The organism is Nonomuraea sp. CA-218870 (assembly GCF_050936535.1).
Taxonomy (GTDB): Bacteria; Actinomycetota; Actinomycetes; order Streptosporangiales; family Streptosporangiaceae; genus Nonomuraea; species Nonomuraea corallina.
This window is the reverse complement of sequence record NZ_JBNJMN010000001.1, coordinates 2270194-2295475: the sequence shown is the minus strand read 5'-3', so window position 1 is coordinate 2295475 and position 25282 is coordinate 2270194. Positions and strand designations below refer to the sequence as shown.

Genomic DNA, 25282 nt, shown 5'->3' with positions numbered 1-25282 from the left:
CCCGCCCGCGGGTCAGCCGCGCTGTTCGAGCACGTCGGCGATGCCCGCCAGGAAGGCGTCCACGTCGGCGATCAGGTAGCCCGGCCTGAACACGACGGTGGCGAACTTCACCTCGCGCACCTCCTCGGCCGTCACCGGGTGGCCGGTGGTGTCACGCAGCGTCGCCACGATCCGGTCGAGGAACGCGTCGACCTCGTCCTCGTGGTAGCCGGTGCCGAGACGGCCGGGCCGGAACACCACCTTCTCCACCCGCGCCGCCTGGCTCTCGAACCACTCCTCGCGCAGCAGCTCACCGGTGGGCTCGGCCAGGGCCGGCCGCACCGGACGCTTGGCCACCGGGCGCTTGGCCATGGTCTCCAGCGCCACCACGAACGCCTCCAGCGCGAAGTCGACCGCCGTCTCCTGGTAGCCGCGGCGGCGCGAGGTGAACGTGGCCGAGCGCACCTCGTCGGCGGTGACGGGTTCGAGGTCGAGCGCGCCCCTGCCCAGCGTGGCCTCGATCCGCTCGATCAGAGCGTCGACCTCGGCGGGGTCGTAGCCTGAACGCATACCCATGACGCGCGGAAAGCGGTTCAAGCCCACTCCTTCGGGATCCTGCCAGGGGGTCGCCCTCTATTGTGCGATCAACGACCACGGTCACGCGAGTCCCGGCCGTCACGGTAAGACCACCATGAGGCCGGCCCGCGTGTCCCTGCCCCGCCGAAGACGTGATTCATCCGTCATCCGGGAGCCGGCATCCCCGCCCGGGACGAGCTGTCCGCCGGGAGGCGTGGGCTATTCGGCGGCGGCGAGCTGGCCGCAGGCGCCGTCGATCTCGCGTCCGCGGGTGTCGCGGACCGTCACCGGCACGCCGTGGAACTCCAGCCGCCTGACGAACGCCCGCTCGTCCTCCGGCCGCGACGCCGTCCACTTCGAGCCGGGCGTCGGGTTGAGCGGGATCAGGTTGACGTGCACGAGCTTGTTCCTGACGAGCTTGCCGAGCAGGTCGGCCCGCCACTCCTGGTCGTTGACGTCCTTGATGAGCGCGTACTCGATGGACACCCGCCGCTTGGTCCTGGCCCCGTACGCCCAGGCGGCGTCGAGCACCTCGGCCACCTTCCACCGCGTGTTGATCGGCACCAGCGTGTCGCGCAGCTCGTCGTCGGGGGCGTGCAGCGACAGCGCGAGCGTGACCGGCAGGCCCTCCTCGGCGAGCTTGCCGATCGCGGGCACCAGCCCGACCGTGGAGACGGTGACGCCGCGGGCGGAGATGCCCAGCCCGTGCGGGACGGGCTCGACCAGGCGGCGCACCGCCTGGATCACCTGCTTGTAGTTGGCCAGCGGCTCGCCCATACCCATGAACACCACGTTGTTGACCCGGCCGGGGCCGCCCGGCACCTCGCCCGCCGCCAGCGCGCGGGCCCCGGCCACCACCTGCTCCACGATCTCCGCGGTGGACATGTTGCGGGTCAGCCCGGCCTGGCCGGTGGCGCAGAACGGGCAGTTCATGCCGCAGCCGGCCTGCGACGACACGCACATCGTCACCCGGTCGGGATAGCGCATCAGGACCGACTCGACGAGCGCGCCGTCGAACAGCCGCCACAGCGTCTTGCGGGTCGTGCCCCGGTCGGTGGTCTGCTCGCGCACCGACGTGAGCAGCGGCGGCAACAGCGCCGACAGCTTGTCGCGGGAGGCGGCGGGCAGGTCGGTCATCGCCTCCACGTCGGTGGTCAGCCGCTCGAAGTAGTGGCGGGAGAGCTGGTCGGCGCGGAACGCCTTCTCCCCCAGCTCGGTGACGGCCGCGCGCCGGTCGGCCATGGACAGGTCCGCGAGGTGGCGAGCCGGCTTGGCCCTGCGCGGGGCGACGAAGGTGAGCTGGCCTGGCTGCTGGGACACGATCCTGCCTCTGCTTTGTCACGGGGATTGGCGACCAGGGTAGTGAACGCTTGCCCGGCGGGGCGAATTCCGTGGCGGCCGCCCGGCGCTCCGGATCCGGTCAAGGCTCGCACGAGGGTCAGGTGCCGATCTACAGTTTCCCCGTATGACGATTTTCCGGTCTGCGTCAGGCGAGGGGCACACCGAGGTCGTCCTCACCGCCGGCAGCCCGTACGGCAGCCGGATGCTCGTGGTCGAGCGCGACGAGGACGCCTCGGTCGCCTACCTGTGCTCTTCTGACGGCACCGTGCACGGCGCGTGCTGGCTGGCCAACCACCGGCCCGCGCCCGCCGTGGTCGACCTGGCCCGCATCAACGCCGGGCTGCCGCCGCTGATGCCGCGGGCCAACACCCTCCACCCCGCGGGTCGCCGGCCGCTGGGGCAGCTCACGCCGCTCTGGTTCGAGGAGGGTGACGGGGTCGCGCTCTACGAGGAGGACGACCTGCTGGCCGTCATCCCCGGCTGGGCCGACATGCACCGCGGCATGCCCGGTTACGCCCGTGACGCGGTGGGCGAGTCGCCGTTCGCCTGGGCGCTGTCGGAGGCGCTCGAAGGGCTGCGGCCCCGCCTGGCCAACGCCGAGTCCTACTGGCGCTGGCGCTACTCCGAGGGGTCGTGGCCGTCGTTCCAGCAGTTCGTGATGGGCCATCTGGACCGGGTGCTCGGCCCGGCCGGACGCTACTGGGACGCGGGCGGCGACCGGCTGCCGACCGTCGGCATCACCGAGCGCCCGCCGCACGGCGACCGGCTGTTCAGCGTGCTGTCGACGGTGGGGATGAGCTGCCAGCGGATGCCGACCGTGGAGCAGTGGATCGACCAGCCCGGCGCGTACGCCAGGATCGAGCTGGCGGTGGCCACCCGCGAGGACCCGCGCGAGGCGGCGCTGCTGCTGGTGTGGCTGGCGCAGTATCCGTGGCACTCGGTGACCTGGCTCGGCCACGGCCACACCGCCAAGTGGTACCACGAGCCGGACACGTTCCCGCTGGGGCCTCAGTATTCGGGGGTGCTCATGCAGGCCGACGCGCCGGACATGCCGCCCATGGGTGGGTTCGCCTTCGGCGGCGAGGCCGTACGGTGGCTCTGGCTGACCCCGATCACCGGTGAGGCCCTCACCGGCTAGCCCGCCGGATCTCCTCGGCTCATACGAAGAGCGCGAGCAGCAGCCAGACCGGCACCAGCGTGGACACCAGCGAGTCCAGCCGGTCCATCAGCCCGCCGTGGCCCGGCAGGATCGTGCCCAGGTCCTTGATGCCGAGATCCCGTTTGATCATCGACTCCACCAGGTCGCCCACCGTGGCCAGCGCGGCGGCCAGCGCGCCGATCAGCGCGCCCTGCCACCACTCGCCGCCGAGCAGCCACGTCACCAGCCACGTGCCGACGAGCGTGCAGGCCAGGACAGAGCCGCCGAAGCCCTCCCAGGTCTTCTTCGGGCTGATCAGCGACATCGGGTGGCGGCCGAACAGCACCCCCGCCGCGTACCCGCCGATGTCGCTGGCCACCGTGACCGCGATGAAGATCAAAACCCGGTCGTTGCCGTCGGGAGGCGCCAGCAGCAGCGCCGCGAACCCCGCCAGCAGCGGCGGGTAGAACAGGATGAACACCGAGGCCGTCGCGTCGCGCACGTAGCCGTCGGTGCCGCCCGCGAACATCCGCCACACCAGCAGACCGAACGCGAACACCACGAACGTGCCGAGCAGCCATGCCCCGCCGCCCCAGTAGGCCGCCGCCTGCATCGCGGCGAGCCCCACCAGGATCGGCACGGCCGGGACCCGGATGCCGCGGGTGGCGAAGGCCCGCACCAGCTCCACCACGCCCACGCCGACCGCCGCGACGAGCACCAGGAGGAAGAGCTCCTTGACGGTGTAGAGGGTGATCAGGACCGAGGCAGCCAGGCCGGCGCCGACACCGATCGCTGCGGGGAGATTGCGGCCGGTGCGGCTGCCGCCGCCGGGGCTGGGGCCGGCCGTTCGTTCTTCCAAGACTTCTCCATAGGCCACGGCCCCCGCCGTCAGGCGAGGGCCGTAGATGCGCTACCTGCGACGGTCCGCTGCGGGCGCCCGCCGGCAGCGGGCCGCTCAGACTTCGAGCAGCTCGGCTTCCTTGTGCTTCAGCAGCTCGTCGATCTTGGCGACGTGCTTCTGAGTGAGGTCGTCGAGCTCCTTCTCGGCCCGCCTGACCTCGTCCTCTCCCGCGTCGCCATCCTTGATCATCTTGTCGAGCGTCTCCTTGGCGGAGCGCCGGATGTTGCGGATGGACACCTTGGCGTGCTCGCCCTTGTTCCTGGCGACCTTGATGTACTCCTTGCGGCGCTCCTCCGACAGCTCGGGGAAGGTCACGCGGATCACCTGGCCGTCGTCGGTCGGGTTGACGCCGAGGTCGGAGTCGCGGATGGCCCTCTCGATCGCGGCCATCGAGCTCTTATCGTACGGCTGGATGAGCACCATGCGAGCCTCGGGCACATGGAACGACGCCAGCTGCTGGATCGGCGTCGGCGTGCCGTAGTACTCGGCGTTGATCTTGTTGAACATCGCGGGGGTGACCCGGCCCGTCCGGATGCTCGCGAAGTCCTCCTTCGCGACCGAGACGGCCTTGTCCATCTTTTCCTCGGCTTCGAGGAGGGTTTCGTCGATCACAGCGGCTCCCTGTCTTCTAGCTGGCGGTGTCGGGCTCACACCTCATTTGCCTGCGGGACTCACCAGCGTGCCGATCTTCTCACCGCGGACCGCTCGCAGGATGTTGCCCTCGCCCATCAGGTCGAAGACCACGATCGGCAGGTCGTTGTCCTTGCACAGGCTGATCGCGGTGGCGTCCATGACCGCGAGGCCACGGAGCAGCACCTCCCCGTAGTCGAGCTGGTCGAAGCGCACCGCGTCCGGGTTCTTGCGCGGGTCGGAGTCGTAGATCCCGTCCACCTGCGTGCCCTTGAGCAACGCCTCGGCGCCGATCTCCAGCGCCCGCTGGGACGCCGCGGTGTCGGTGGAGAAGTACGGGGAGCCGAGCCCCGCGCCGAAGATGACCACGCGCCCCTTCTCCAGGTGGCGGATGGCCCGGCGCGGCAGGAACGGCTCCGCGACCTGCTGCATGGTGATCGCGGTCTGCACCCGCGTCTCGACGCCCCGCCGCTCAAGGAAGTCCTGCAGGGCCAGGCAGTTGATGACCGTGCCCAGCATGCCCATGTAGTCGGCCCTGGCGCGGTCCATACCGCCCTCGGACAGGGTGGCGCCGCGGAACATGTTGCCCCCGCCGACGACGATCGCCACCTGGACGCCCTCGCGCACCGCCTCGGTGATCGAGTCGGCCAGGTGATCGACGACGACGGGGTCGATGCCCAGCGGCTCGCCGCCGGCGAACGCCTCACCGGACAGCTTCAGCATCACCCGCTTCCAGCGAAGCTGGTTCCGAGCCGGAGCGGCCGCCGTCGTGGCGGGCTCCTGGTTGTCCTGCACGGCGGCGGCCTCCCTCTCTAGGCGGTTCGTGGAACTGGAGAACTGGCTCCAGCCTATGCCTGGCCGACCTTGAACCGGACGAAGGCCTGGACCCGCACGCCGTTCTCCTCGGCGTACTTGCCCACGGACTTCTTGTTGTCCTTGACGAAGGCCTGCTCCAGCAGCGTGAAGTCCTTGTACCAGGCCTTGACCCGGCCGTCGACGATCTTGCCGATCGCGGCCTCGGGCTTGCCCTCCTCGCGGGTCATCTCCTCGAAGAGCTTGCGCTCCTTGTCGATGACGTCGGCGGGGACGGAGTCGGCCTTGAGGTACTGAGGGGCCATGGCGGCGGCGTGCTGCGCGATGTCCTTGGCCACGTCCGCGGCCGGCTTGTCGAGCTGCACGAGCACGCCGACGGTCGGCGGCAGCGCCGGGTCGGTCTTGTGCATGTAGGCGCCGACGTAGCCGCCCTCGAGCACGGCGAAGCGACGGATCTCGATCTTCTCGCCGAGCGCGGCGTTGGCGGCGTCGAGGTGCTCCTTGACGGCCTTGCCGTCGAAGGAGGACTCCAGCAGCGCCGCGACGTCGGCCGGCTTGGTGGCCAGCACGTGGGCGACGACCTGGGCCGCGAGCTCCTGGAAGCGCTCGCCCTTGGCCACGAAGTCGGTCTCGCAGTTGAGCTCGAGCAGGGCCGCGGCGGAGTCGCCGTCCTGCTGGAGCGCGACGAGGCCGTTGGAGGCGGTGCGCGCCTCGCGCTTGCCGACGTCCTTGGCGCCCTTGAGACGGAGCAGCTCGATCGCGCGGTCGAAGTCGCCCTCGGCCTCCTCCAGAGCCTTCTTGCAGTCCATCATGCCGGCGGCGGTGATCTCGCGGAGCCGCTTGACGTCGGCCATGTTCACGGAAGCCATTGCTTTTCCTTGTGGGATGTCGGTGATGTCGTCGTGCGTCGGGCGGGCGCCGCCGCTCGGGCACCCACCCCTGTCGTTACGGCACCGCGTGCCGCACAGAAGCCGGTACGCGTCCCGTGCCCGTCAGAGCGGGCCCGGAACGTCCTGCTCGCCCGCCCCGTCGGGGAGGGGGTCCAGGACCGCCGCCGCCCGGCCCGCGCCGGCCGTGCCCGGGAGTCGGGCACGGCCGGCGGCGGGAAGGTCCGGACGCGGCACGGGCAGGTCAGGCCTGCTTCTCGTCCTCGGGCTTGGCCTCGGCGGCCGGAGCCTCGGCAGCCTCGGCGGCCGGAGCCTCGGCGACCTCGGCGACCTCGGCGACCTCGACAGCCTCGGCGGCCGGGGCCTCTTCGGCGGCCGGCGCGGCCTCGGCGGTCTCCTGCGGCTTGGCCTCGCCCTGCTCGCCACCGCCCTGCTCGATCAGCTCGCGCTCCCACTCGGCCAGCGGCTCGGCGGCGGCGGGCTTCTCGTCACCGCGGGAGGCGCCCGAGCGGGCCATGAGCCCGGCGGCCACGCCGTCGGCCACGACGCGGGTCAGCAGGCCGACGGCGCGGATCGCGTCGTCGTTGCCCGGGATCGGGTAGTCGACCTCGTCGGGGTCGCAGTTGGTGTCGAGGATCGCGACCACCGGGATGCCGAGCTTCTTGGCCTCGCTGATCGCGATGTGCTCCTTCTTGGTGTCGACGACCCACACCGCGCTGGGCACGCGGCCCATGTCGCGGATGCCGCCCAGCGTGCGCTCCAGCTTGTCCTTCTCGCGCCGGCGCATGAGGAGCTCCTTCTTGGTGAGCCCCGAGGCGGCGACGTTGTCGAAGTCGAGCTCCTCGAGCTCCTTCAGGCGCTGCAGCCTCTTGTGCACGGTGGAGAAGTTGGTGAGCATGCCGCCCAGCCAGCGCTGGTTGACGTAGGGCATGCCGACCCTGGCGGCCTGCTCGGCGATGGCCTCCTGGGCCTGCTTCTTCGTGCCGATGAACAGGATCGTGCCCCCGTGGGCCACGGTCTCCTTGACGAAGTCGAAGGCACGGTCGATGTAGGACAGCGACTTCTGCAGGTCGATGATGTAGATGCCGTTGCGCTCGGTGAAGATGAAGCGCTTCATCTTCGGGTTCCAGCGACGCGTCTGGTGTCCGAAGTGAACGCCGCTCTCGAGCAGCTGTCGCATGGTGACGACGGGGGCCATGAGCTGGTCCTCCAGGTTGGGCGCCCCGGCCGCGGCCGGGCGCGATTCTCGGTTGTGTCGCGGTGGCCGGTCGGCACCGCCCTGATGCCCCGAAACCACTCCAGCCGGGCAGAGCCCGGACCGACGGAGCGGTCTGCGACGGGGCATGCGAAGTCGGCCTGCGGTCACAGGCCATCGAAAAGTCTACCTCCCGCGCCACCCCCGCCTGACCGATGAGGTCAACGGGACCCCGATCGGCCCCGGGTCGCGTCATGGTCCTCGGTGGGCAGGCCCGGGACCCGCCTGCGGACGCGCGCGAAGAGGTTGATCTGCGCCTCGGCCAGGCGCGCGCCCTCCGGCGCGTCCTCCGGGCTCCGCCGGCGCGCCACGTACGGCTCGATCAGTCTCTCGATCTCCTCCGCCAGGCGGGCCAGCTCGGCGGCGTCGAGCCGGAGCGTGGCCCGGGTGAAGCGGGTGGCCTCACGCCACTCCTCGGGCTCGTGGTCGAACGCGGCCTGCGCGCGCTCCAGCTCGTCGTCGGCCTCCCTGCGGAACGCCCGGATCAGGAGGTTCTTGGCCTCCCGTACGTCCGGACCGTCCTCAGGCTGCAGGTCGATGGCGAGAGGGGTGTCGGTCGAGCGCCACAGACGCTCACGGCCGTCGCCCCGCGGCGGGGCGTCCTCGACGAAGCCGTACTTGGCCAGCATCCGCAGGTGGTAGCTGGCGGCGCTGGGGGTGATGCCGGCGCTCCGGGCCACCTCTGTGGCGGTGGCGCTGCCCTCGATGCGCAGCCTGCCCAGGATCGCCAGGCGGGCCGGATGTGCCAGGGCCCGCATCGCCAGGGGATCGCTGAGCCCCTCCGTGTCCATGCGCCCCAAGGTATCGCGGCCCAGACGTGAAGGGTTGCCTTCACATCTCTGAAGGATTACTTTCATACATCCTGAAGGATTTCTTTCACGCTTCCGGGGAGGCGACCCATGAACCAGCCCGCACCGCTGCGCGAACAACGGGACTACCGGCTGCTCTGGTCGGCGCGGACCATCTCCATCACCGGCTCGGAGGTCTCCAAGATCGTCGTCCCGCTGACCGCGATCACCCTGCTGGCCGCCTCCCCCTTCCAGATGGGCCTGCTGACGGCCGCCGCCGCCGTGCCTGCCCTGCTGTTCGGACTGCACTCCGGCGCCATCGCCGACCGCCTGCGCCGCTACCGGCCGCTGATGATCGGCTGCGAGCTCGTCTCCTGCGCCGCCGCCCTCACGGTGCCGCTGGCGTGGGTCCTCGGCGTGCTCACCGTCCCCTTGCTGATCACCGTCGCCCTCGTGATCGGCACGGCGGCGGTGCTCTTCAGAGCCGTCAACTTCCCGTACGTGGCCGCGCTCGTCCCCCCTGACCAGAGGACCGCCGCGATGGCCGGGTTCAACGCCTCCTACTCGGTCGCCTCGGTAGCCGGTCCCGGCCTGGCGGGCGTGCTGGTGCAGGTCCTGACCGCGCCGCTGGCCATCCTGGTCGAAGGGATCTCGTTCCTGGTCTCCGCGATCCTCCTGCGGACCATCCGCACCCCCGAGGACCGGCAGCCCGCCCCCTCGCGCGGCCTGTGGCGCGACATGACCGAAGGGCTGCGGGTCACCATCTCCCGGCCCGTGCTCCGCGCCCTGCTCGGCGCGGGCGTGACCATCAACTTCTTCGCGATGGCGTACGTGGCCGTCGCCATGCTCTACATGCTGCACACCCTGGGCATCCCGGTGGGCCTCATCGGGCCGCTCACCGCGCTCAGCGGCATCGGCGGCATTCTGGGCGCCTGGGGCACCACCCGCCTGGTCAAGCGGCACGGCGAGAACAAGGTGCTGGTGGGATCGGTGCTGTTCTTCCCCATCGAGATCCTGGTCGTCGGGCTGCTGGACGGGCCGCTGTGGTGGAAGGTCGCGGTGCTCGGCGTGACAGGGGCGTCGACGGGCGCCATCGTGGTGGCGTTCGCCTCGTGCATGAGCGGGGTCATCATGCGCGACACGGCGGAAGAACTGCACGGCCGGGTCAACGCCACCATGACCTTCGCCGTCCAGGGCGTGATGGCGCTGGGCGCGCTCGCGGGCGGGGCGCTGGCGGAGGTGCTCGGCCTGCGCCCGGTGATCCTGCTGTGCGCGGCCGGCATCGCGACCGCCGTCCTCTGGATCTGGGCCTCACCCCTGCGCCCCCCGTCCCCGCCGCGCGCCGTCCCCTGGCCGCGCTCCCGCCCGGGGAAGGGGCGGTCCGGCGCGGCCTCCGTGCCGCTGGGCTCCTCAGCGGAGGCCGACCGCACGATCACCAAGCGCCAGCCCCTCGTCTAGCGCGGTGACCGCGTTCACCGGTACGACCATCCCTCCGGGCTGTCGCCCGGTCCCACATCAGCCGGGTCCGGCCTTCTCCGCACGGACCGCGCTCTTCGTCCACAGCCCCACCGCCATCCACCGCCGTCGTCCACAGAACCGCGCTCGCCCCGGCTCCGCCCACCCGCCGAACCGCACACTCGCGAGCATGCCTCCTCGCACCGCCCTGGCCGCCCTCGTCCTCGCCATAGCGCTGCCCTTCCTCACCCCGGCGGACGCCACGCGGCCGGCACGTGCCACCCCACCCTCCGTCACTCCAACCGACACCGCCACACCAGCACGCGCCGCCCCGCCCCTGACCACCCCGGCCGACACCACCCGACCACGCGCCGCCCCGCCCCGCCGCACGGAGTCCTCGTTGGCCGCGCCTCGGGCCTCACCGGCGCGGCCGAGCTGGCGAAAGCCCTTGGACGGGGATCTCAGGATTCTCCGCCGGTTCTCACCACCGCCCGCCCCCTGGCTGGCCGGTCACCGAGGCGTCGACCTCGCCGCGCCACCCGCCGCCCCGGTCCTGGCGGCCGGGCCGGGCACGGTCGGCTACGCGGGCTCCGTGGCAGGCCGAGGCGTCGTCACGGTCGACCACCCGGGCGGCCTGCGAACCACCTACCTGCCGGTCGCCCCGGCAGTCCGCCCTGGTGACCCTGTGGCCGCAGGAGATCACCTCGGCGACCTCGCCCCCACCCCGCCGCACTGCCCGGAGTCCTGTCTCCACTGGGGGCTCCGCGAAGGCGAGACGTATCTCGACCCTCTCCTCCTGCTGTCCGCCGCCCGCGTCCGCCTCCTGCCTTATTGGTCGTCCGCAACGTCCGCGGCCCCGCCCCGGCGCCCGCCGGTCACCACCCCGCCGGCGCAGGTCCCCGAGTCACCAGGTCGTGGGTCACCGGCCTCCGAGCCGCTCCCGGCGTTCATCCCCCGGTCCACCGCCGTCCCTTTGCCGGGCCCGCTCGCGCTGGCGACCCTCGTCGTCGCCCCTGTCCTGCTCGTCCTCCTGCTCCGCCTTCTCCGTACGAGATCACGCCGGTCCCGGGGCAGGCATGCGGCCCACCCTCCGTCGGGCAGAGGTCAGCACCGCAAGGAGCCGGATCACCGGGCCCCCACGGCGCCCGGCAACGCCGAGACGAACCGGCGTACTGACCACGGACGGCGACCACCCGAGGTCGTGGCCCCGGACGGCGACGGCCCGACGTAACGATCCCGGACGGCGACCACCCGACGTAACCACCGCGGCCGACGACCCGACGCAGTGACCGCGGACGGTGACGAGCCGCAAACGAGAACGAGCTGCGGGCGGCGGAATCGCCGGCCGCTCGGAAACCGGCGAACGGCTCAGCGCCCGCCGTCCGCCTTGTGGAGCTCGCCGAGTGCCCAGACGGCCCAGTCTCGGGACGCCTCGTACTGGCGCAGGCCGTAACCGGCGGCGAGCCAGCCGAGGGCCAGACGACCTTCCCCGACGACCGGCGTCTCACCGGACACGATGTCCCTGAGCGGGATGATCTCCTTCTCGGACTGGGCGACGATCTCGTGAAGGATCCTCCGGGCGTCGCCGGGATCGAGCGCGGACAGCAGGAAGAGCCTCAGCACCCCCTCGTTACGCACCGTGCTGCCTTCCCACGGTTCGAGCAGCCATGCGCGCAGCGCGGCGAGGCCCGATGCGGTGACGGCGTGGACGCGGCGGCCCCTCGCGCCTTCCTCGGCACGCTCGACCAGGCCCTCGTCCACGAGACGGGCCAGCTCCGGATAGATCCGGTTGTGACCGGCCTGCCACGCATACCTGCCGAGGTCGCCCTCGAACTCCTTGGCCAGCTCGTATCCGGTCGCGGGCCGCTCCGCCAGGAGGCCGAGCAGTGCGTATCTCAGGGCCATGCCGTCGATCATATCACCTCCAATTGGACAGGTCCGTATTGACATGTCCAATTGGATATGTGAACACTGGTCCACGTCCAGAGGAGTTGACATGACACAGACCCCCGCCCACATGAGCGGCCACCTGACCCCCGTCCCGGACGAGATCGACGCCGCCGACCTGCCCGTGACCGGCACGCTGCCGCCCGAGCTGACCGGCCGTTACGTCCGCAACGGCCCCAACCCGCCGCCCGGCCGGCCGTCCGACCACTGGTTCCTCGGACACGGCATGCTGCACGGGGTGCGGCTGCGCGACGGCCGCGCCGAGTGGTACCGCAACCGGTGGGTCCGCACGCGCTATCTGGCCGGGCAACCGGAGACCAGAGCCGACGGCACCCTCGACCTGTCCGTCGTGACCGCGAACACGCACGTCATCGGACACGCCGGCCGCATGCTCGCGCTGGAGGAGGGCGGCCTGCCGTACGAGGTCACGCCGGAGCTCGACACCGTCGGCCCGCACGACTTCGCCGGGCGGCTCACCACGGCCATGACGGCCCACCCGAAACAGGATCCCGTGACGGGCGAACTGCACTTCTTCGGGTACGGCATGACCCCGCCCTACCTGACCTACCACCGGCTCGACGCGTCGGGCGAGTTGGCGCACAGCCGCGAGATCACCGTCCCCGGGGCGACGATGATGCACGACTTCGCCATCACCGAGCACCACGTGGTCTGGCTCGACCTGCCGCTCACCTTCCGGCCCGAACTGGTCGGCAAGACCATGCCCTACCAGTGGGACGACGCGTACGGGGCACGTCTGGGCGTCATGCGGCACGACCGGCCCGACGCGCCCGTGCGCTGGTTCGACGTCGATCCCTGCTACGTCTTCCACGTCGGCGACGCTCACGAGGACGCTCACGGGCGCATCGTCCTCAACGCCGTCCGCTATGCCCGCTCCGACTTCACCGCCATGTGGGGCACCGCCGGCGACACCGACGACCCGGCGGGACCCGCCGCCGCCGCTGCCGCCTCTCCGGCCGCTGCCGTGCTGCACCGCTGGACGCTCGACCCGGCGACCGGCGTGGCCAAGGAGGAGGCGCTCGACGACCGCTCGGTGGAGTTCCCGACGCTCGACGACGAACGGGTGGGCCGGGGTGCGCGCTTCCTGTACGCCGTAACCGGCCCCGAGCTCGTCAAGTACGACCTGTCCAGCGGGCAGGTCACCGGCCACGCCCTGCCCCCGTCGACGGTCACCGGCGAGGCGGTCTTCGTGCCCGCGACCTCCGGGCCGCGCCGCGAGGACGACGGCTGGCTGATCTCCATCACCACCACGCTCGACGGCAGCGCGTCCCAGCTCCTCGTGCTCGACGCCGCCGACGTCGCCGCCGGACCGGTGGCGGCCGTCGAGCTGCCGCGCGGCGTTCCGGCGGGCTTCCACGGCACGTGGTTCCCGGACGACCCCACGTCCTGACGGCGCCCCGGGATCTCCGCGAGGGCCAGACCGTCAGCGACCGGACGCTACCTGGCAGGGATCCCGGACGACCTGGACTGAAGATCGCATCAGGAAGCGCCCCCGGCAGAGGCCGACCGGTGGTCAGGCGCGCGGGTGGGCCTGGTCGTAGGCGCGGCGGAGGCGGTCGATCGAGACGTGCGTGTAGACCTGGGTGCTGCTCAGGGAGGCGTGGCCGAGCAGTTCCTGGACGCTGCGCAGGTCGGCCCCTCCTTCGAGGAGGTGGGTGGCCGCGCTGTGCCGGAGCCCGTGGGGCCCCATGTCCGGAGCTCCCTCCACCTGACGCAGCCGGGCATGCACCACGCGCCTGACCGTGCCCGCGTCGACCCTCCCGCCCCGCACCCCCAGGAACAGCGCGGGCCCGCTCCCCTCACGCGTCCACAGGGGCCTGCCGTGCACGCACCACCTGTCCAGCGCCCGCAGCGCCGGCGCGCCGAAGGGCACCGCCCGCTCCTTGCGCCCCTTGCCCAGCACCCGCACGACCCGCCGATCCCTGTCCACGTCATCGACGTCCAGCCCGCACAGTTCGCTGACCCGGATCCCGGTCGCGTACAACAGCTCCAGCAGGGCCTGATCGCGCAGTTCCTTCGGCTCCCCGATGGACGGCGCGTCGAGGGCCTGCCGGGCCTGCTCCTGATCGAGTACGGCGGGCAGCGCGCGAGGGGCCTTGGCCGTTCCCAGCAGCAGGCCGGGATCGTCGGGGAGCCACCCGCGCCGATGGCAGAAGGCGGTGAACGTCCGCAGGCACGCCGTCCGCCGCGCGAGCGTCGCCCGAGCCTTACCCGCGTCGTGCTGCGCCGCCAGCCACTCGCGGAGCGCACTCACGTCCAGACCCTCGATCCCTCCACCGAGATGGTCGAGCAGCGCCCTCACGTCACCGAGGTAGGCCCGGACCGTATGCGGCGAGAGGTCCCGTTCGAACCGCAGGTACGACTCGTACTCCCCGATCACCTCATCCACGCCCACAGCGTCTCCCGTCCATCGCTCTTCCGCCCTCACCTCTCGGTGGGTACCCAGGTCGTCCCGATGACACCGCTTTCCGCTGAGGGCTTCCAGCACGGGCGTTCTCCCCCGGTTCTCGCACGACCGCGCCTCTCACTCCGTCTCCGCGCCGGTATCGTGCGCGCCGAGGACCCGCGTCCGGGAGCATAGATCACTCTCGAAGACTGATCGTCACAGCCCCGCTCGACCGCGCTGCCGATTGGTCGCTCAACGCCTTGTCGCTCAACGCCTTGTCGCTCAACGCCTTGTCGCTCAACGCCTTGTCGCTCAACGCCGCCGTCGAACGTGTCTCGGTCGTGACCGAGCGACCGAGGAAGAGAGTCACCCGCGTCCATGAGGTGGCCTTGGACGTGTCTCGGTCATAGGCCGGGCAACCCAGCGGCTCAGTCGTCAGTGTGTCGCGGTCTCGGGACCAGCGTGATCTGCGCTCCAGGCTGGGGACGCCCCGCCGAGGAGACAGTCCCTCCGGGCTCCGTGCCTTGCCCGAGAACGGCAGCACCGCCGAACTCCGCATCTTCCCCGAGAACGGCAGCACCGCCGAACTCCGCATCCTCCCTGGGGACGGCACCACCGCCGACCTCCGCACCCTCCTCAGCCGAAGGCCGGCCCGGGAGCGCGTTCTCGTCAGCAGATGAACCCGGCATCCCACCCTCGATGTCCTCCGCACCGTGCCGGGACTCGCCCACTCGGGCCAGGGGAGGATGCTCACTGTCCAGCACCGCCGGGAAGGGAGCCGGAGGGTGGGGGTCCGGACGCCGGACCGGGTCTGGGGCGGGTGCGGCCTTCGGGTAGACCGGGGAGGCCGGGGTGCGGGCCCGCCAGCCGTTGGCGGTGCGTTCGACGTAGCCGCCCGCCGCGAGGGCGCCCAGGGCGCTGAGGGCGGTGTCGAGGTCCACCCCGGCGGCCACGGCGATGGTGGCGGGGCCGGCGCTGACCCTCCCAGGGACGGCGTCCAGGACGCGCCTGGTCCGCTCCGGCAGGAAGTCGCGGGGCAGGGCGGGACCTCGCGGGGTGGGGGCCAGGTCGTCGCCCATGACGCCGACGAGCTCGATCATCTCCTCGGGGGTGGTGACGCAGACGGCCTTGCGCTCGCGGAGCAGGCGGTGGCAGCCGTCGGAGAGGGTGGAGGTGATGGGGCCGGGGACGGCCCCGAGGTGTCTGTCGAGCGCGAGGGCGTGGCCGGCGGTGTTGAGTGCGCCGCTGCGCAGGGCCGCCTCCACGACCAGGGTACCTCTGGACAGGGCGGCGATCAGGCGGTTTCTGATGAGGAAGCGGGCCCTGGTCGGCCGGACGCCCGGCGGGCATTCGCTGACCAGCACGCCCTGGTCGCGGGCGCCGGCGAACAGGGAGCGGTGCTCAGCCGGGTAGCAGTAGTCGACGCCGCAGGCGAGGACCACGACCGTGGGGGCGTCGGCGGCCAGCGCTCCCCGGTGGGCGGCCCCGTCGATGCCGAACGCGCCACCGGACACCACGGTCCACCCGCCTTCGCTCAGCCCGATGCCGAACTGGGCGGCGACGTGGACGCCGTAGGAGGTGGCGGCCCGGGCGCCGACCACCGCGACCGAGCGCAGGCAGGAGAAGCGCAGGTCGGCGGTGCCGTGGAGCCAGAGGCCCAGCGGGCGGCCGGAGTCGAGGGCGTCCAGTTGGGTGGGCCATTCGGGGTCGCCCGGGATGACGAGCCTGGCGCCCGCCCGCTCCCCCGCCTCCAGGTCGGCCGCCGGGTCGCAGGCGGCCAGGCGGGCGTGCCAGGTCGGCAGGCGGCGGGTCAGCTCGCCGTCGGCGAGGCCGGGTGGCGTGTCCCCCTCGCGCAGGGTCTGCAGCGCGTGTGGAGCGCCGAGCCGGGACACGAGGTCGCCCATGACGGTGTCGCCAGCGTCGGCCACGCGCATGAGGGCGGCTCTGGCCTGGTGCTCGGGGGTGTGCATGTGGGTCCTCCTGGGGTGGGTCACGGGTCGAGGCCGAGCCAGAGGGCGAGCGCGGCCGAGGTGTCGTTCTCGTCGGGTCGGGGCTTGCCCGCCAGGTCCGCGAGCGTCCAGGCGACGCGGACGACCCGGTCGAGGCCGCGGGCGCTCAGGGAACCGGAGTCGAGGCAGCTGGTCATGGGTCTCATGGCCGCGTCGGACGGCCGGAACCGGGAGTGCAGGGCCGCGGCCGGGATCTCGGCGTTGGTCCGCCACGGGGTGCCGGCGAGGCGTTCGGCGGCGCGCGAGCGGGCCGCGAGAACGCGCTCGGCCACGGTCTCGCTGGTCTCGACGAACTGGCGGTCGGCCATGAGCTCTCGCCGGGAGGAGCGGGCCACCGTGACCTTCATGTCGATGCGGTCGAGCAGCGGGGCGGAGAGCCTGCCCAGGTAGCGGCGCCGGGTGGTGGGTGAGCACCCGCAGCCGCCGCCCTTGTCCCGCGGCTGGGCGCACGGGCACGGGTTGGCCGCCAGGACGAGGATGAACCGGGCGGGGAAGGTGACCGAGCCGATCGAGCGGGACACGGTCACCTGCCCGGACTCCAGGGGCTGGCGCAGCGAGTCGAGCACGTGGGACGGGAACTCCGGCGCCTCGTCCAGGAAGAGGATGCCGCGGTGGGCCAGGGAGACCGCGCCGGGACGGACCGTCGAGCTGCCGCCTCCGACGATCGCCGCAGCCGTGGCGGTGTGGTGAGGGCTGATGAACGGCGGCCGGAACACCATGGGGCTGTCGGGCGGGAGTGCCCCGGCGACGGAGTGGATCGCCGTCACCTCCAGGGCGTGATCGAGGTGGAGGTCGGGCAGCAAAGTGGGCAGGCGCTCGGCCAGGAGGGTCTTGCCGGTGCCCGGCGGGCCGAGCATCCAGAGGTTGTGGTTGCCCGCGGCGCACACCTCCAGGGCTCTGCGGGCCATCGGCTGGCCGACCACGTCGGACAGGTCGGCGTGGGGCCGGACGGCCGGCAGGACGGGCAGCGCCCGCTCCCCGGGGTCGGGCCCGCCGTACTCCGACGGCCCGGGCCGTTCGGGCCGTTCGGGCCGGAAGCGTCCGGGATGCTCGGGCGGGGACGGCGGGAAGTCGCCGGCGCGGAGCCACTCCACGAGACGGCGCAGGTCGGGTGCGGGCACCACCCGCACGCCGGGCACCAGGGAGGCCTCCTCGGCGTTGGCCTCCGGGACCACCACCGTGACGTCGTCGTCCTGCTTGGCCGCGCTCAGCACCGCCGGGAGCACGCCGCGCACCGGGCGCAGGCGGCCGTCCAGGCCGAGCTCGCCGAGGAAGAACGGCGCCGCGATCCCGGCGGCGGGGACCACGCCCGCCGCTCCCAGGATGGCCACCGCGATGGCAAGATCGAATTGGCTGCCGCGCTTGGGGAGGCTGGCGGGGAAGAGGCTCACGGTGATGCGGGCGTCGGGCCACGGGAAGTGACTGTTGACCATGGCCGAGCGGACGCGCTCCCTGGCCTCGCTCAGCGCCGTGTCGGGCAGCCCGATGAGGTGGATGCCGGCCAGGCCGTTGCCGACGTCGGCCTCCACCTCCACCGAGCTGCCGGTGACGCCGACCAGGGCGACGCTGCGCGTGCGTGCGACTGTCATCTACGACGCCCCCCGTACGTGACGCAGCGAGTAGTCGCCCGCGAAGCGCTCCAGGGCGATCACGTCGATCCTGACCGTGGCGTACGTCCGCGACTGGGCGGACAGCCACTTGGCCGCCAGGGCGCGCAGGCGGGCCAGCTTGGCGGGGCGCACGGACTCCAGCGCCGTGCCGTGAGACGCGCTCGATCGGGTCTTGACCTCGACGACCACCAGGGTGGAGCCGTCCTCGGCGAGGATGTCGATCTCGCCGTGGCGGCAGCGCCAGTTGCGCTCGATGATGGTCATGCCCTCGGCGCGCAGGTAGTCGGCGGCGAGTTGCTCACCGTGTCTGCCGAGTTCGTTCTTCGCGGCCATGTGCCACCTCCGGGCACCGACCTTGACGCACGGAGCGTGGCGGATCGGCCACCGAAAGTGGTTCTGGGGACAACCTGCCTCGCGGACCGCCGCCTGTGGATGACGGAACCCCCGGCAGAGGGCACGCAGAAGGCGAAAAGGGGCGCGAGTCCTCGCGCCCCTTTTGTCAGCTGGTCACGGCGTCAGCCCGAGAAGCCCTCCTTGGGCATCTCCAGGTCGGCCTTGGCGAGCTCCTCGACGTTAACGTCCTTGAACGTCACCACACGGACGTTCTTGACGAACCGCGCGGGACGGTACATGTCCCACACCCACGCGTCCTGCATCTTCACGTCGAAGAACACGTCGCCGTTCTCCGCCGTGCGGACGTCCAGGTCGACCGAGTTGGTCAGGTAGAACCGCCGCTCCGTTTCCACCACGTAGGTGAACAAGCCGACGACATCGCGGTATTCGCGGTAAAGCTGCAGCTCCATCTCGGTCTCGTACTTTTCGAGATCCTCTGCGCTCATCGCGGTCCTCCTGTCGTACCGGTCCCCCGGCGTGCCTGATCAGGCAACCCCGGCCCCCATTTCATTCTTGCCCATCCCCCTGGCCACCGTGACGAAGGAGTAACGGTGATGCGGGCACGGGCCGTGCGTCTCGAGTGCGAGGCGATGCTGTGGTGTGACGTACCCCTTGTGCTCGGCGAAGCCGTACTGCGGATAGGTCACGTCGAGCGCGGCCATCAGCCGGTCCCTCGTCACCTTCGCCACGATCGACGCGGCCGCCATGCAGGCGGCCACCTGGTCCCCCTTCCAGACCGCCAGCGACGGCGCCGGCAGGCCCGGCACCGGGAATCCGTCGGTGAGGATATATCCCGGATCACAGGACAACCGCGCGACCGCCCGCCGCATTCCCGCCACGTTGCACTTGTGCAGCCCCCTGGCGTCGATCGTCTCCGGCGGGATGACGACGACGCCGACGTGCGCGGTGGCGAGGATCTGGTCGTGCAGCCGCTCACGCACGGCGGGCGTGAGCAGCTTGGAGTCGCCCAGCCCCTCGACCGGCTTGCGCAGGATGACGGCGGCGACGACCAGCGGGCCGGCGCACGCGCCGCGACCGGCCTCGTCCACTCCGGCGATGGGCGTGAGGCCGCGGCGGGCCAGCGCCCGCTCATAGGCGTAGAGCCCGGAATCACGCCGGACCACGCTCGGTCGAGGGCGGAACGCTACTGTCATGACACTGGAAGCGTACGCCCCATCCGGCGCAAACCGCGACTACTCGACTTGTGCGAAGCTGTCGGGTTTGGTGAAGATCGTGCCGCGTCCGAGCGGCCAATAGCGCACCACGGCCGTGCCGATGACGTCGTCGACCGAGATGAACCCGCCACCCGGCCCTTCCGTGTGGCTGCGCGAGTCGGCGGAGGCGCTGCGGTGGTCGCCCATCATCCAGAGCTTGCCCGGGGGCACCTTGACGTCGAACTTGTCGCCCGAGGGGAAGTCCTCCGGGTAGAGGTAGGACGACTCGTCGAGGGGCTTGCCGTTGATGGTGATGCGCCGTTTGGAGTCGCAGCACTTGACCTGGTCGCCGCCGACGCCGATCACCCGCTTGATGGTGTCCTCGCCGTTCCAGCCCTTGAACACCACGATGTCGCCGCGCTCGGGCGGCCCCGCGAGCTTGTTGACGAACACCCGGTCGTTGATCTTGAGGGTGTTCTCCATCGACTCCGAGGGGATGTAGAACGACCCGACCACGAAGGCCTGCAGCAGCAGGGCGATGCCGATGCCCGTGATCAGCAGGAGGACGGTCTCCCGGAAGCCGCCCTTTTTCTTCTTCTCCAAGGACTCCGCCTTCTCGGTCACGGTCATCGACGCTTGCTGCGCAGCACGCGCCGGCGGACCAGGACCAGGGGGGCAGCCAGCACGAATCCGGCGACGAGCGGGGTCGCCCCGCCGAGCGCCTGGAGCGCGGGCTGCGCGAACGTTTCGGGGATGGGGATGGTGGCGGCCCGGGAGAACGGCCAGACGATGACGAACGCCCGGCCGATGACCTGGCTCTCGGGGATGGCCCCGCCGCCGGGGTCGCCGGTGTGGGAGCGCGAGTCCATGGAGACCTGCCGGTGGTCGCCCATCACCCACAGGTGGCCGGGCGGCACGTCGGTCTCGAACTTCTCGCGGGAGGGCAGGTTACCCGGGTAGAGATAGGAGCTCTCGTCGAGCGGCACCCCGTTGACGGTGATGCGGTCCTGTTTGTCGCAGCACTCGACGTGGTCGCCGCCGACGCCGATGACGCGCTTGATGTAGTCCTTCTCGCCGGGGACGATGCCGAACGCGGTGCCGACCCACCGGAAGAAGCCCTCGACCGGGTTGCTCGGCTCCTCCATCTGGAACTCGCCGTCCCAGGAGTTGACGCCGGAGAAGACCACCACGTCGCCGCGCTCGATGTCGCGGGTGTGGTAGACCAGCTTGTTGACGAGGACCCGGTCGTTCGTGAGGAGGGTGTTCTCCATCGACTCCGACGGGATGTAGAACGCCTGGACGACGAAGGTCTTGATGATCAGAGCCAGCGCGAGAGCCACCACCACCAGGACGGGAAGCTCCTTCCAGAAGGAGCCCTTCTTCTCGCTCTTGCCGTCCTTCGGGTCTTTGTCCGGCTCCCCGCCTTTGGCCGGTTTGTGAGTCTCTTCGGCGACCACGTCCACCTCGTCCTCGACAGGGCGGCGCGCCGCGCCGTGCTCCTGGCTCTCGCTAGTCATCGGTGATGAGCCTAGATGATGCGCCGGCTCGACAAGCCTGGACCGACGTTACACCGGGCACGAGTCGCTCCACATAAAGGAAAGGCCCCCGCAAAGGCGGGACGGCCCGCCCCGCAGGGCAGGCCGTCCGGACGCCGCGCTCACTTGCTGGGCGTCTCGCGCTTCTCGCGGATGCGGGCCGCCTTGCCGCGCAGCTCGCGCATGTAGTAGAGCTTGGCGCGGCGCACGTCGCCACGGGTGGCGACGACGATCTTCTCGATCACCGGGCTGTGCACCGGGAAGGTGCGCTCGACGCCGACGCCGTAGCTGACCTTGCGGACGGTGAAGGTCTCGCGGGCGCCGCTGCCCTGACGGCGCAGCACGAACCCCTTGAAGACCTGGACGCGGGACCGGTTGCCCTCGACGACGCGTACGTGGACCTCGAGCGTGTCACCGGGGCGGAAGCCCGGGACGTCGCTGCGCAGGTTGTCCTTCTCGAGCTCCTGGATCTTCGTGTGCATGAGAGATGCTTCCTCAAGTCTCGCGAGCACGCGGAGGTCCACCCGGCCTGGGCTCATGGCGGACGCGCCTGCTGATTCGGTGAACCCGGGAAGCTTCCCGGGCATGCTGGACCAACCGCATGACAGTTGGCGACGCTTCAGTTTGCCACATCTTCCGGAGGGACGCGAAACGCCAGCTCGTCGAGGATCCGCCTGTCGCCCTTGTCGAGTGTCTCGGGGTCGATCGCCGCCACCAGCTCGGGCCTCGTGGCGACGGTACGGCGCAGCGCCTCGTCACGACGCCACCTGGCGACCTTGCCGTGATGGCCGGACAGCAGGATCTCCGGCACCTCGTGCCCGCGCCAGACGGGCGGCTTGGTGTAGACCGGGCCTTCGAGCAGGTTGCGCATGCTTCCCGGCGCGAAGGAGTCGTCGACGGCGGAGAACGCGTTGCCCAGCACGCCGGGCAGCAGCCGCCCGACGGCCTCCGTCATCACCAGCACCGCCACCTCGCCCCCGGCCAGCACGTAGTCGCCGATGCTCACCTCGTCGACGCGCAGCCGCGAGCCGTACTCGGTCATCACCCGGGAGTCGATGCCCTCGTAGCGGCCGCACGCGAACAGCAGCCACTGCTCCCGCGCCAGCTCCTGGGCGAGCTCCTGGGTGAACGGCCGGCCGCTCGGCGTCGGGACGATCATCCGGGGCGCGCCGTCGCCGATCACGTCGTCGATGGCCTCGCCCCACACCTCCGGCTTCATCACCATGCCGGGGCCGCCGCCGTACGGGGTGTCGTCGACGGTCTTGTGCACGTCGCGGGCCCAGTCGCGGAGCTGGTGGACGCGGACGTCGAGGGTGCCGCGCCGGCGCGCCTTGCCGATCAGCGACACGTCGAGCGGCGCGAAGTACTCGGGGAAGATCGTGATGATGTCGAGCCTCACAGCAGACCTTCCGGCGGGTCGACGACGAGCCTGCCGCCCTCCAGGTCCACCACCGGCACCAGCGCCTTCACGAACGGGATGAGCGCCTCCTCGCGGCCGCCGCCGCGCCGCACGACGAGCAGGTCCTGGCCGTGGTGGAGCACGTCGCCCACCTCGCCGACGGTCTCGCCGCCGACGGTCTCCACCGTCAGCCCGATGAGCTGGTGGTCGTGGAACTCGTCGGGGTCGTCGGACGGCTCGACCTGCGAGGAGTCGATGACGAGCATGGTGCCGCGCAGTTCCTCGGCCCTGTCGCGGTCGGTGACGCCGGCCAGGGACAGCAGCAGGACGTCCTTGTGCCAGCGGCTGGCTTCGATCACCAGCGGCCCCCGCTCGGGCGGGTCGGTGACGAGCGTGTTCCCCACGGCGAAGCGCAGCCCGGGATCGTCGGTGCGCACCTCCACGGTCACGTCACCGCGCACTCCGTGGGGACGGCCTATCCTGCCGACGACCAACTGCACGTGGACCTTTCCTCTCCGAAACCACGAGCGCCCCCACCGGCGTTGACCGATGAGGGCGCGCGAAACCTGGCGCTAACGGACCGTTTCGTGCAGGTCGAGCAGATCGACCCGGACGTACTTACCGTCAGCCAGGGCGTTCACGACCGTGCGCAGAGCCTTGGCGGTGCGCCCGCCGCGGCCGATGACCTTGCCCAGGTCGTCAGGATGCACCCGGACCTCCAGAACGCGCCCGCTGCGGATGCGGCGGGCGCGGACCCGGACATCGTCGGGATGTTCGACGATGCCCTTCACGAGGTGCTCGAGGGCCTCCTCGAGCACGTCAGCCCTCGCCCTCGGACGGGGTCTCGGCGGCGGCCTCGGCCTCGTCCTTCTTCTTGGACTTCTTAGGCGTGGTGGCGGTCGTCGTGCCGGTGTCGCCACCGGCCAGGGCCTCCTTCGCGGCGGCCTCGTAGACGGCGTGCCGGTCGGGCGCCGGCTCGGCGACCTTCAGCGGCGCCGGGGCGGCCTCGCCCTTGAACTTCTGCCAGTCGCCGGTGAGCTTGAGCAGCTTGAGCACCGGCTCGGTCGGCTGCGCGCCGACGCCCAGCCAGTAAGCCGCGCGGTCACCGTTGATCTCGATGCGCGAAGGGTTTTCCTTCGGGTGGTAAAGGCCGATCTCCTCGATCGCCCGCCCGTCACGCTTGGTGCGGCTGTCGGCGACGACGATGCGGTATTGAGCGTTGCGGATCATGCCGAGCCGCTTGAGCTTGATCTTGACTGCCACGGGTGTGGTCTCTCCTGCGTTAACAGAGCGCGAGCGAGCGGGCCTTCATCGAGTGGGGCACGATGGCAGACCGCTCAAGGGACAGGCGCGGCCGGCGGGAGATGAGAGGGCACCCACCTGGTCACGATGTTCCAACATGTCATTGTGCCAGACACCGGGCACTGCCCGGGACCCACACGCCCGCCGGTGCGAAGATTACTTCTGCCCCGGCAACCGCAGCTTGGACGGGTCGAAGCCCGGGGGCAGCTCGACGCCCGGCGGCAGCTTGCCGCCGAGACCGCCGAGGTTGCCCAGCGCGCCGCCCTTCGTGGGCTCGGCCGGCTGCTCGGCCGCGGCGGTCTTGCCCAGCGCGGCCTTGCGCGGGTCGCCGCTCACGCGCCGACCCTTCTTGGCCTTCTTGGACGCCTTGCCACCCTTGCCCTTGCCGCCCGGCATGCCGGGGATGCCCATGCCGCCGGCCATCCGCTTCATCATCTTCTGGGCCTCGAAGAAGCGGGTGATCAGGTTGCTGACGGCGCTGACGGTCGTGCCGGAGCCGTTCGCGATGCGGGCCCGCCGGGAACCGTTGATGATCTTCGGGTCCTGGCGCTCGGCCGGGGTCATCGAGCGGATGATGGCGGCGATGCGGTCGAGGTCGCGGTCGTCGATCGAGTTGATCTGGTCGCGCATCTGCCCCATGCCGGGCATCATGCCGAGCAGGTTCTTGATGGGGCCCATCTTCTGGACCATCATCATCTGCTCGAGGAAGTCCTCGAGCGTGAAGTTCTCGCCCGAGGTGAGCTTGCCCGCCATCTTGGCGGCCTGGTCCTCGTCGAACGTCTTCTGCGCCTGCTCGATCAGGGTGAGGATGTCACCCATGTCGAGGATCCTGGAGGCCATCCGGTCGGGGTGGAAGGCGTCGAAGTCCTCGATCTTCTCGCCGGTGGAGGCGAACATGATCGGGCGGCCGGTGATGTGCCGCACCGACAGGGCCGCGCCGCCGCGGGCGTCGCCGTCGAGCTTGGTGAGCACCACGCCGTCGAAGCCGACCCCGTCCATGAACGCCTGGGCCGTGGTGACGGCGTCCTGGCCGATCATGGCGTCGACCACGAACAGGATCTCGTCGGGCGTGACCGCGTCGCGGATGTCGGCGGCCTGGCGCATCATCTCTTGGTCGATGCCGAGCCGGCCGGCGGTGTCGATGATGACGATGTCGTGCTGCTGGCGCCTGGCCTCCTCGACCGAGCGGCGGGCGACGTCGACCGGGTCGCCGACCCCGTTGCCCGGCTCGGGCGCGTAGACGGCGACCTTGGCACGCTCGCCCATCACCTGCAGCTGCTGCACCGCGTTGGGGCGCTGGAGGTCGGCGGCGACCAGCAGCGGCACGTGACCCTGCTCGCGCAGCCAGGTGGCGAGCTTGCCCGCCAGCGTGGTCTTGCCGGAGCCCTGGAGGCCCGCCAGCATGATCACGGTCGGCGGCGTCTTGGCGTAGCGGAGCCTGCGCGTCTCACCGCCGAGGATCTCGATCAGCTCGTCGTTGACGATCTTGACGACTTGCTGAGCCGGGTTGAGCGCCTGCGAGACCTCCGCCCCGCGAGCGCGTTCCTTCACCCGGGCGACGAACGCCTTGACCACCGGGAGCGCGACATCGGCTTCGAGCAGCGCGATGCGGATCTCGCGGGTGGTCGCGTCGATGTCGGCGTCGGACAGCCGACCCTTGGATCGGAGGGAGGAGAAGACCGATGTCAGCCGGTCGGAAAGCGTCTCGAACACGTGGTTGGCCAGTCCTCGAAGCGAATGTGGGTCTGCTCTCAGCCTATCCGCTT

The 25282-nt window shown here is 71.1% G+C and carries 28 protein-coding genes; 4 read left to right on the top strand and 24 right to left on the bottom strand.

The genetic code is table 11. From position 1 onward, the window contains the following. Positions 1 to 12: 12 nt before the first annotated feature. Entirely contained in the window at positions 13 to 582 is a 570-nt protein-coding gene (locus ACQEUU_RS11380; protein ID WP_433063975.1) for a DivIVA domain-containing protein, read from the bottom strand. A gap of 192 nt (positions 583 to 774) precedes the next feature. Further along, complete coding sequence (gene rlmN, locus ACQEUU_RS11375) at positions 775 to 1875, bottom strand: 23S rRNA (adenine(2503)-C(2))-methyltransferase RlmN (protein WP_433063972.1); 1101 nt, start codon at positions 1873 to 1875, stop codon at positions 775 to 777. A gap of 145 nt (positions 1876 to 2020) precedes the next feature. Between rlmN and ACQEUU_RS11370 the strand changes: the two genes are divergently transcribed. Next, positions 2021 to 3034: a suppressor of fused domain protein gene (locus ACQEUU_RS11370; RefSeq protein WP_433063970.1), complete on the top strand. Its 1014-nt coding sequence runs from the start codon at positions 2021 to 2023 to the stop codon at positions 3032 to 3034. A gap of 19 nt (positions 3035 to 3053) precedes the next feature. Here the strand turns inward: ACQEUU_RS11370 and ACQEUU_RS11365 are convergent, their stop codons facing one another. From ACQEUU_RS11365 to ACQEUU_RS11340, 6 genes are all read right to left on the bottom strand, one after another. After that, positions 3054 to 3893 carry a phosphatidate cytidylyltransferase gene (locus ACQEUU_RS11365; RefSeq protein ID WP_433063967.1) on the bottom strand — a complete coding sequence of 280 codons (840 nt, stop codon included), beginning with the start codon at positions 3891 to 3893 and terminating at the stop codon, positions 3054 to 3056. Between the two features lie 96 nt (positions 3894 to 3989). Continuing rightward, a complete protein-coding gene (gene frr / locus ACQEUU_RS11360) occupies positions 3990 to 4547 on the bottom strand; it encodes a ribosome recycling factor (protein ID WP_270157132.1) in 558 nt (185 codons plus the stop codon). Between the two features lie 42 nt (positions 4548 to 4589). Then, the gene (gene pyrH / locus ACQEUU_RS11355; RefSeq protein ID WP_408638189.1) at positions 4590 to 5288 is read right to left on the bottom strand and encodes a UMP kinase; all 699 of its coding nucleotides are present in this window, start codon (positions 5286 to 5288) and stop codon (positions 4590 to 4592) included. 125 nt (positions 5289 to 5413) lie between these two features. Then, positions 5414 to 6247, bottom strand: a complete 834-nt coding sequence (tsf, locus tag ACQEUU_RS11350; RefSeq protein ID WP_433063964.1) for a translation elongation factor Ts — start codon at positions 6245 to 6247, stop codon at positions 5414 to 5416. Between the two features lie 262 nt (positions 6248 to 6509). After that, positions 6510 to 7463 carry a 30S ribosomal protein S2 gene (gene rpsB / locus ACQEUU_RS11345; protein ID WP_433063961.1) on the bottom strand — a complete coding sequence of 318 codons (954 nt, stop codon included), beginning with the start codon at positions 7461 to 7463 and terminating at the stop codon, positions 6510 to 6512. A 218-nt stretch (positions 7464 to 7681) separates the two neighbouring features. After that, entirely contained in the window at positions 7682 to 8311 is a 630-nt protein-coding gene (locus ACQEUU_RS11340; RefSeq protein ID WP_433063958.1) for an ArsR/SmtB family transcription factor, read from the bottom strand. A 108-nt stretch (positions 8312 to 8419) separates the two neighbouring features. Between ACQEUU_RS11340 and ACQEUU_RS11335 the strand changes: the two genes are divergently transcribed. Next, positions 8420 to 9766: an MFS transporter gene (locus ACQEUU_RS11335; protein ID WP_433063955.1), complete on the top strand. Its 1347-nt coding sequence runs from the start codon at positions 8420 to 8422 to the stop codon at positions 9764 to 9766. A gap of 187 nt (positions 9767 to 9953) precedes the next feature. Further along, positions 9954 to 10994, top strand: coding sequence for a M23 family metallopeptidase (locus ACQEUU_RS11330; protein ID WP_433063953.1), 1041 nt, complete (start codon positions 9954 to 9956; stop codon positions 10992 to 10994). Between the two features lie 137 nt (positions 10995 to 11131). On the opposite strand, the gene ACQEUU_RS11325 is transcribed toward ACQEUU_RS11330, so the two are convergent. Beyond that, positions 11132 to 11668: a PadR family transcriptional regulator gene (locus tag ACQEUU_RS11325; protein ID WP_433063950.1), complete on the bottom strand. Its 537-nt coding sequence runs from the start codon at positions 11666 to 11668 to the stop codon at positions 11132 to 11134. 91 nt (positions 11669 to 11759) lie between these two features. Here ACQEUU_RS11325 and ACQEUU_RS11320 point away from each other — a divergent pair, with 91 nt between their 5' ends. Further along, the gene (locus tag ACQEUU_RS11320; RefSeq protein ID WP_433063947.1) at positions 11760 to 13118 is read left to right on the top strand and encodes a carotenoid oxygenase family protein; all 1359 of its coding nucleotides are present in this window, start codon (positions 11760 to 11762) and stop codon (positions 13116 to 13118) included. A 123-nt stretch (positions 13119 to 13241) separates the two neighbouring features. Here ACQEUU_RS11320 and ACQEUU_RS11315 read toward each other — a convergent pair whose 3' ends face one another. The 15 genes from ACQEUU_RS11315 to ffh all read right to left on the bottom strand — a co-directional run bounded on the left by ACQEUU_RS11315 (position 13242) and on the right by ffh (position 25229). Continuing rightward, a complete protein-coding gene (locus tag ACQEUU_RS11315) occupies positions 13242 to 14117 on the bottom strand; it encodes a tyrosine recombinase XerC (protein WP_433063944.1) in 876 nt (291 codons plus the stop codon). Positions 14118 to 14310: 193 nt separating this feature from the next. Then, the gene (locus tag ACQEUU_RS11310) at positions 14311 to 14484 is read right to left on the bottom strand and encodes a hypothetical protein (RefSeq protein WP_433063941.1); all 174 of its coding nucleotides are present in this window, start codon (positions 14482 to 14484) and stop codon (positions 14311 to 14313) included. A gap of 58 nt (positions 14485 to 14542) precedes the next feature. Continuing rightward, the gene (gene dprA / locus ACQEUU_RS11305; RefSeq protein ID WP_433063938.1) at positions 14543 to 16084 is read right to left on the bottom strand and encodes a DNA-processing protein DprA; all 1542 of its coding nucleotides are present in this window, start codon (positions 16082 to 16084) and stop codon (positions 14543 to 14545) included. Positions 16085 to 16104: 20 nt separating this feature from the next. After that, a complete protein-coding gene (locus ACQEUU_RS11300) occupies positions 16105 to 17712 on the bottom strand; it encodes a YifB family Mg chelatase-like AAA ATPase (protein WP_433063935.1) in 1608 nt (535 codons plus the stop codon). Next, positions 17713 to 18066 carry a YraN family protein gene (locus ACQEUU_RS11295; protein ID WP_433063932.1) on the bottom strand — a complete coding sequence of 118 codons (354 nt, stop codon included), beginning with the start codon at positions 18064 to 18066 and terminating at the stop codon, positions 17713 to 17715. Positions 18067 to 18248: 182 nt separating this feature from the next. Further along, entirely contained in the window at positions 18249 to 18572 is a 324-nt protein-coding gene (locus ACQEUU_RS11290; protein ID WP_026215037.1) for a DUF2469 domain-containing protein, read from the bottom strand. Between the two features lie 39 nt (positions 18573 to 18611). Next, positions 18612 to 19280: a ribonuclease HII gene (locus ACQEUU_RS11285; protein WP_433063929.1), complete on the bottom strand. Its 669-nt coding sequence runs from the start codon at positions 19278 to 19280 to the stop codon at positions 18612 to 18614. 39 nt (positions 19281 to 19319) lie between these two features. Beyond that, on the bottom strand, positions 19320 to 19910 hold the full coding sequence (gene lepB, locus ACQEUU_RS11280; protein WP_433063926.1) for a signal peptidase I: 591 nt from the start codon (positions 19908 to 19910) through the stop codon (positions 19320 to 19322). Then, the gene (lepB, locus tag ACQEUU_RS11275) at positions 19907 to 20797 is read right to left on the bottom strand and encodes a signal peptidase I (RefSeq protein ID WP_433063924.1); all 891 of its coding nucleotides are present in this window, start codon (positions 20795 to 20797) and stop codon (positions 19907 to 19909) included. Before lepB (ACQEUU_RS11275) ends, lepB (ACQEUU_RS11280) begins: the two co-directional genes overlap by 4 nt. A gap of 140 nt (positions 20798 to 20937) precedes the next feature. Further along, on the bottom strand, positions 20938 to 21297 hold the full coding sequence (gene rplS / locus ACQEUU_RS11270) for a 50S ribosomal protein L19 (protein ID WP_270156226.1): 360 nt from the start codon (positions 21295 to 21297) through the stop codon (positions 20938 to 20940). A 137-nt stretch (positions 21298 to 21434) separates the two neighbouring features. Then, positions 21435 to 22214 (bottom strand): tRNA (guanosine(37)-N1)-methyltransferase TrmD, encoded by a 780-nt coding sequence (gene trmD, locus ACQEUU_RS11265; RefSeq protein ID WP_433063921.1) that lies wholly within the window; start codon positions 22212 to 22214, stop codon positions 21435 to 21437. Beyond that, positions 22211 to 22714, bottom strand: a complete 504-nt coding sequence (rimM, locus tag ACQEUU_RS11260; RefSeq protein ID WP_433063918.1) for a ribosome maturation factor RimM — start codon at positions 22712 to 22714, stop codon at positions 22211 to 22213. Before rimM ends, trmD begins: the two co-directional genes overlap by 4 nt. Before the next feature lie 72 nt (positions 22715 to 22786). Further along, positions 22787 to 23032, bottom strand: a complete 246-nt coding sequence (locus ACQEUU_RS11255; protein ID WP_379620357.1) for an RNA-binding protein — start codon at positions 23030 to 23032, stop codon at positions 22787 to 22789. Position 23033: 1 nt separating this feature from the next. Then, the gene (gene rpsP, locus ACQEUU_RS11250; RefSeq protein WP_433063915.1) at positions 23034 to 23477 is read right to left on the bottom strand and encodes a 30S ribosomal protein S16; all 444 of its coding nucleotides are present in this window, start codon (positions 23475 to 23477) and stop codon (positions 23034 to 23036) included. 195 nt (positions 23478 to 23672) lie between these two features. Continuing rightward, on the bottom strand, positions 23673 to 25229 hold the full coding sequence (gene ffh / locus ACQEUU_RS11245; RefSeq protein ID WP_433063913.1) for a signal recognition particle protein: 1557 nt from the start codon (positions 25227 to 25229) through the stop codon (positions 23673 to 23675). Positions 25230 to 25282 lie beyond the last annotated feature (53 nt).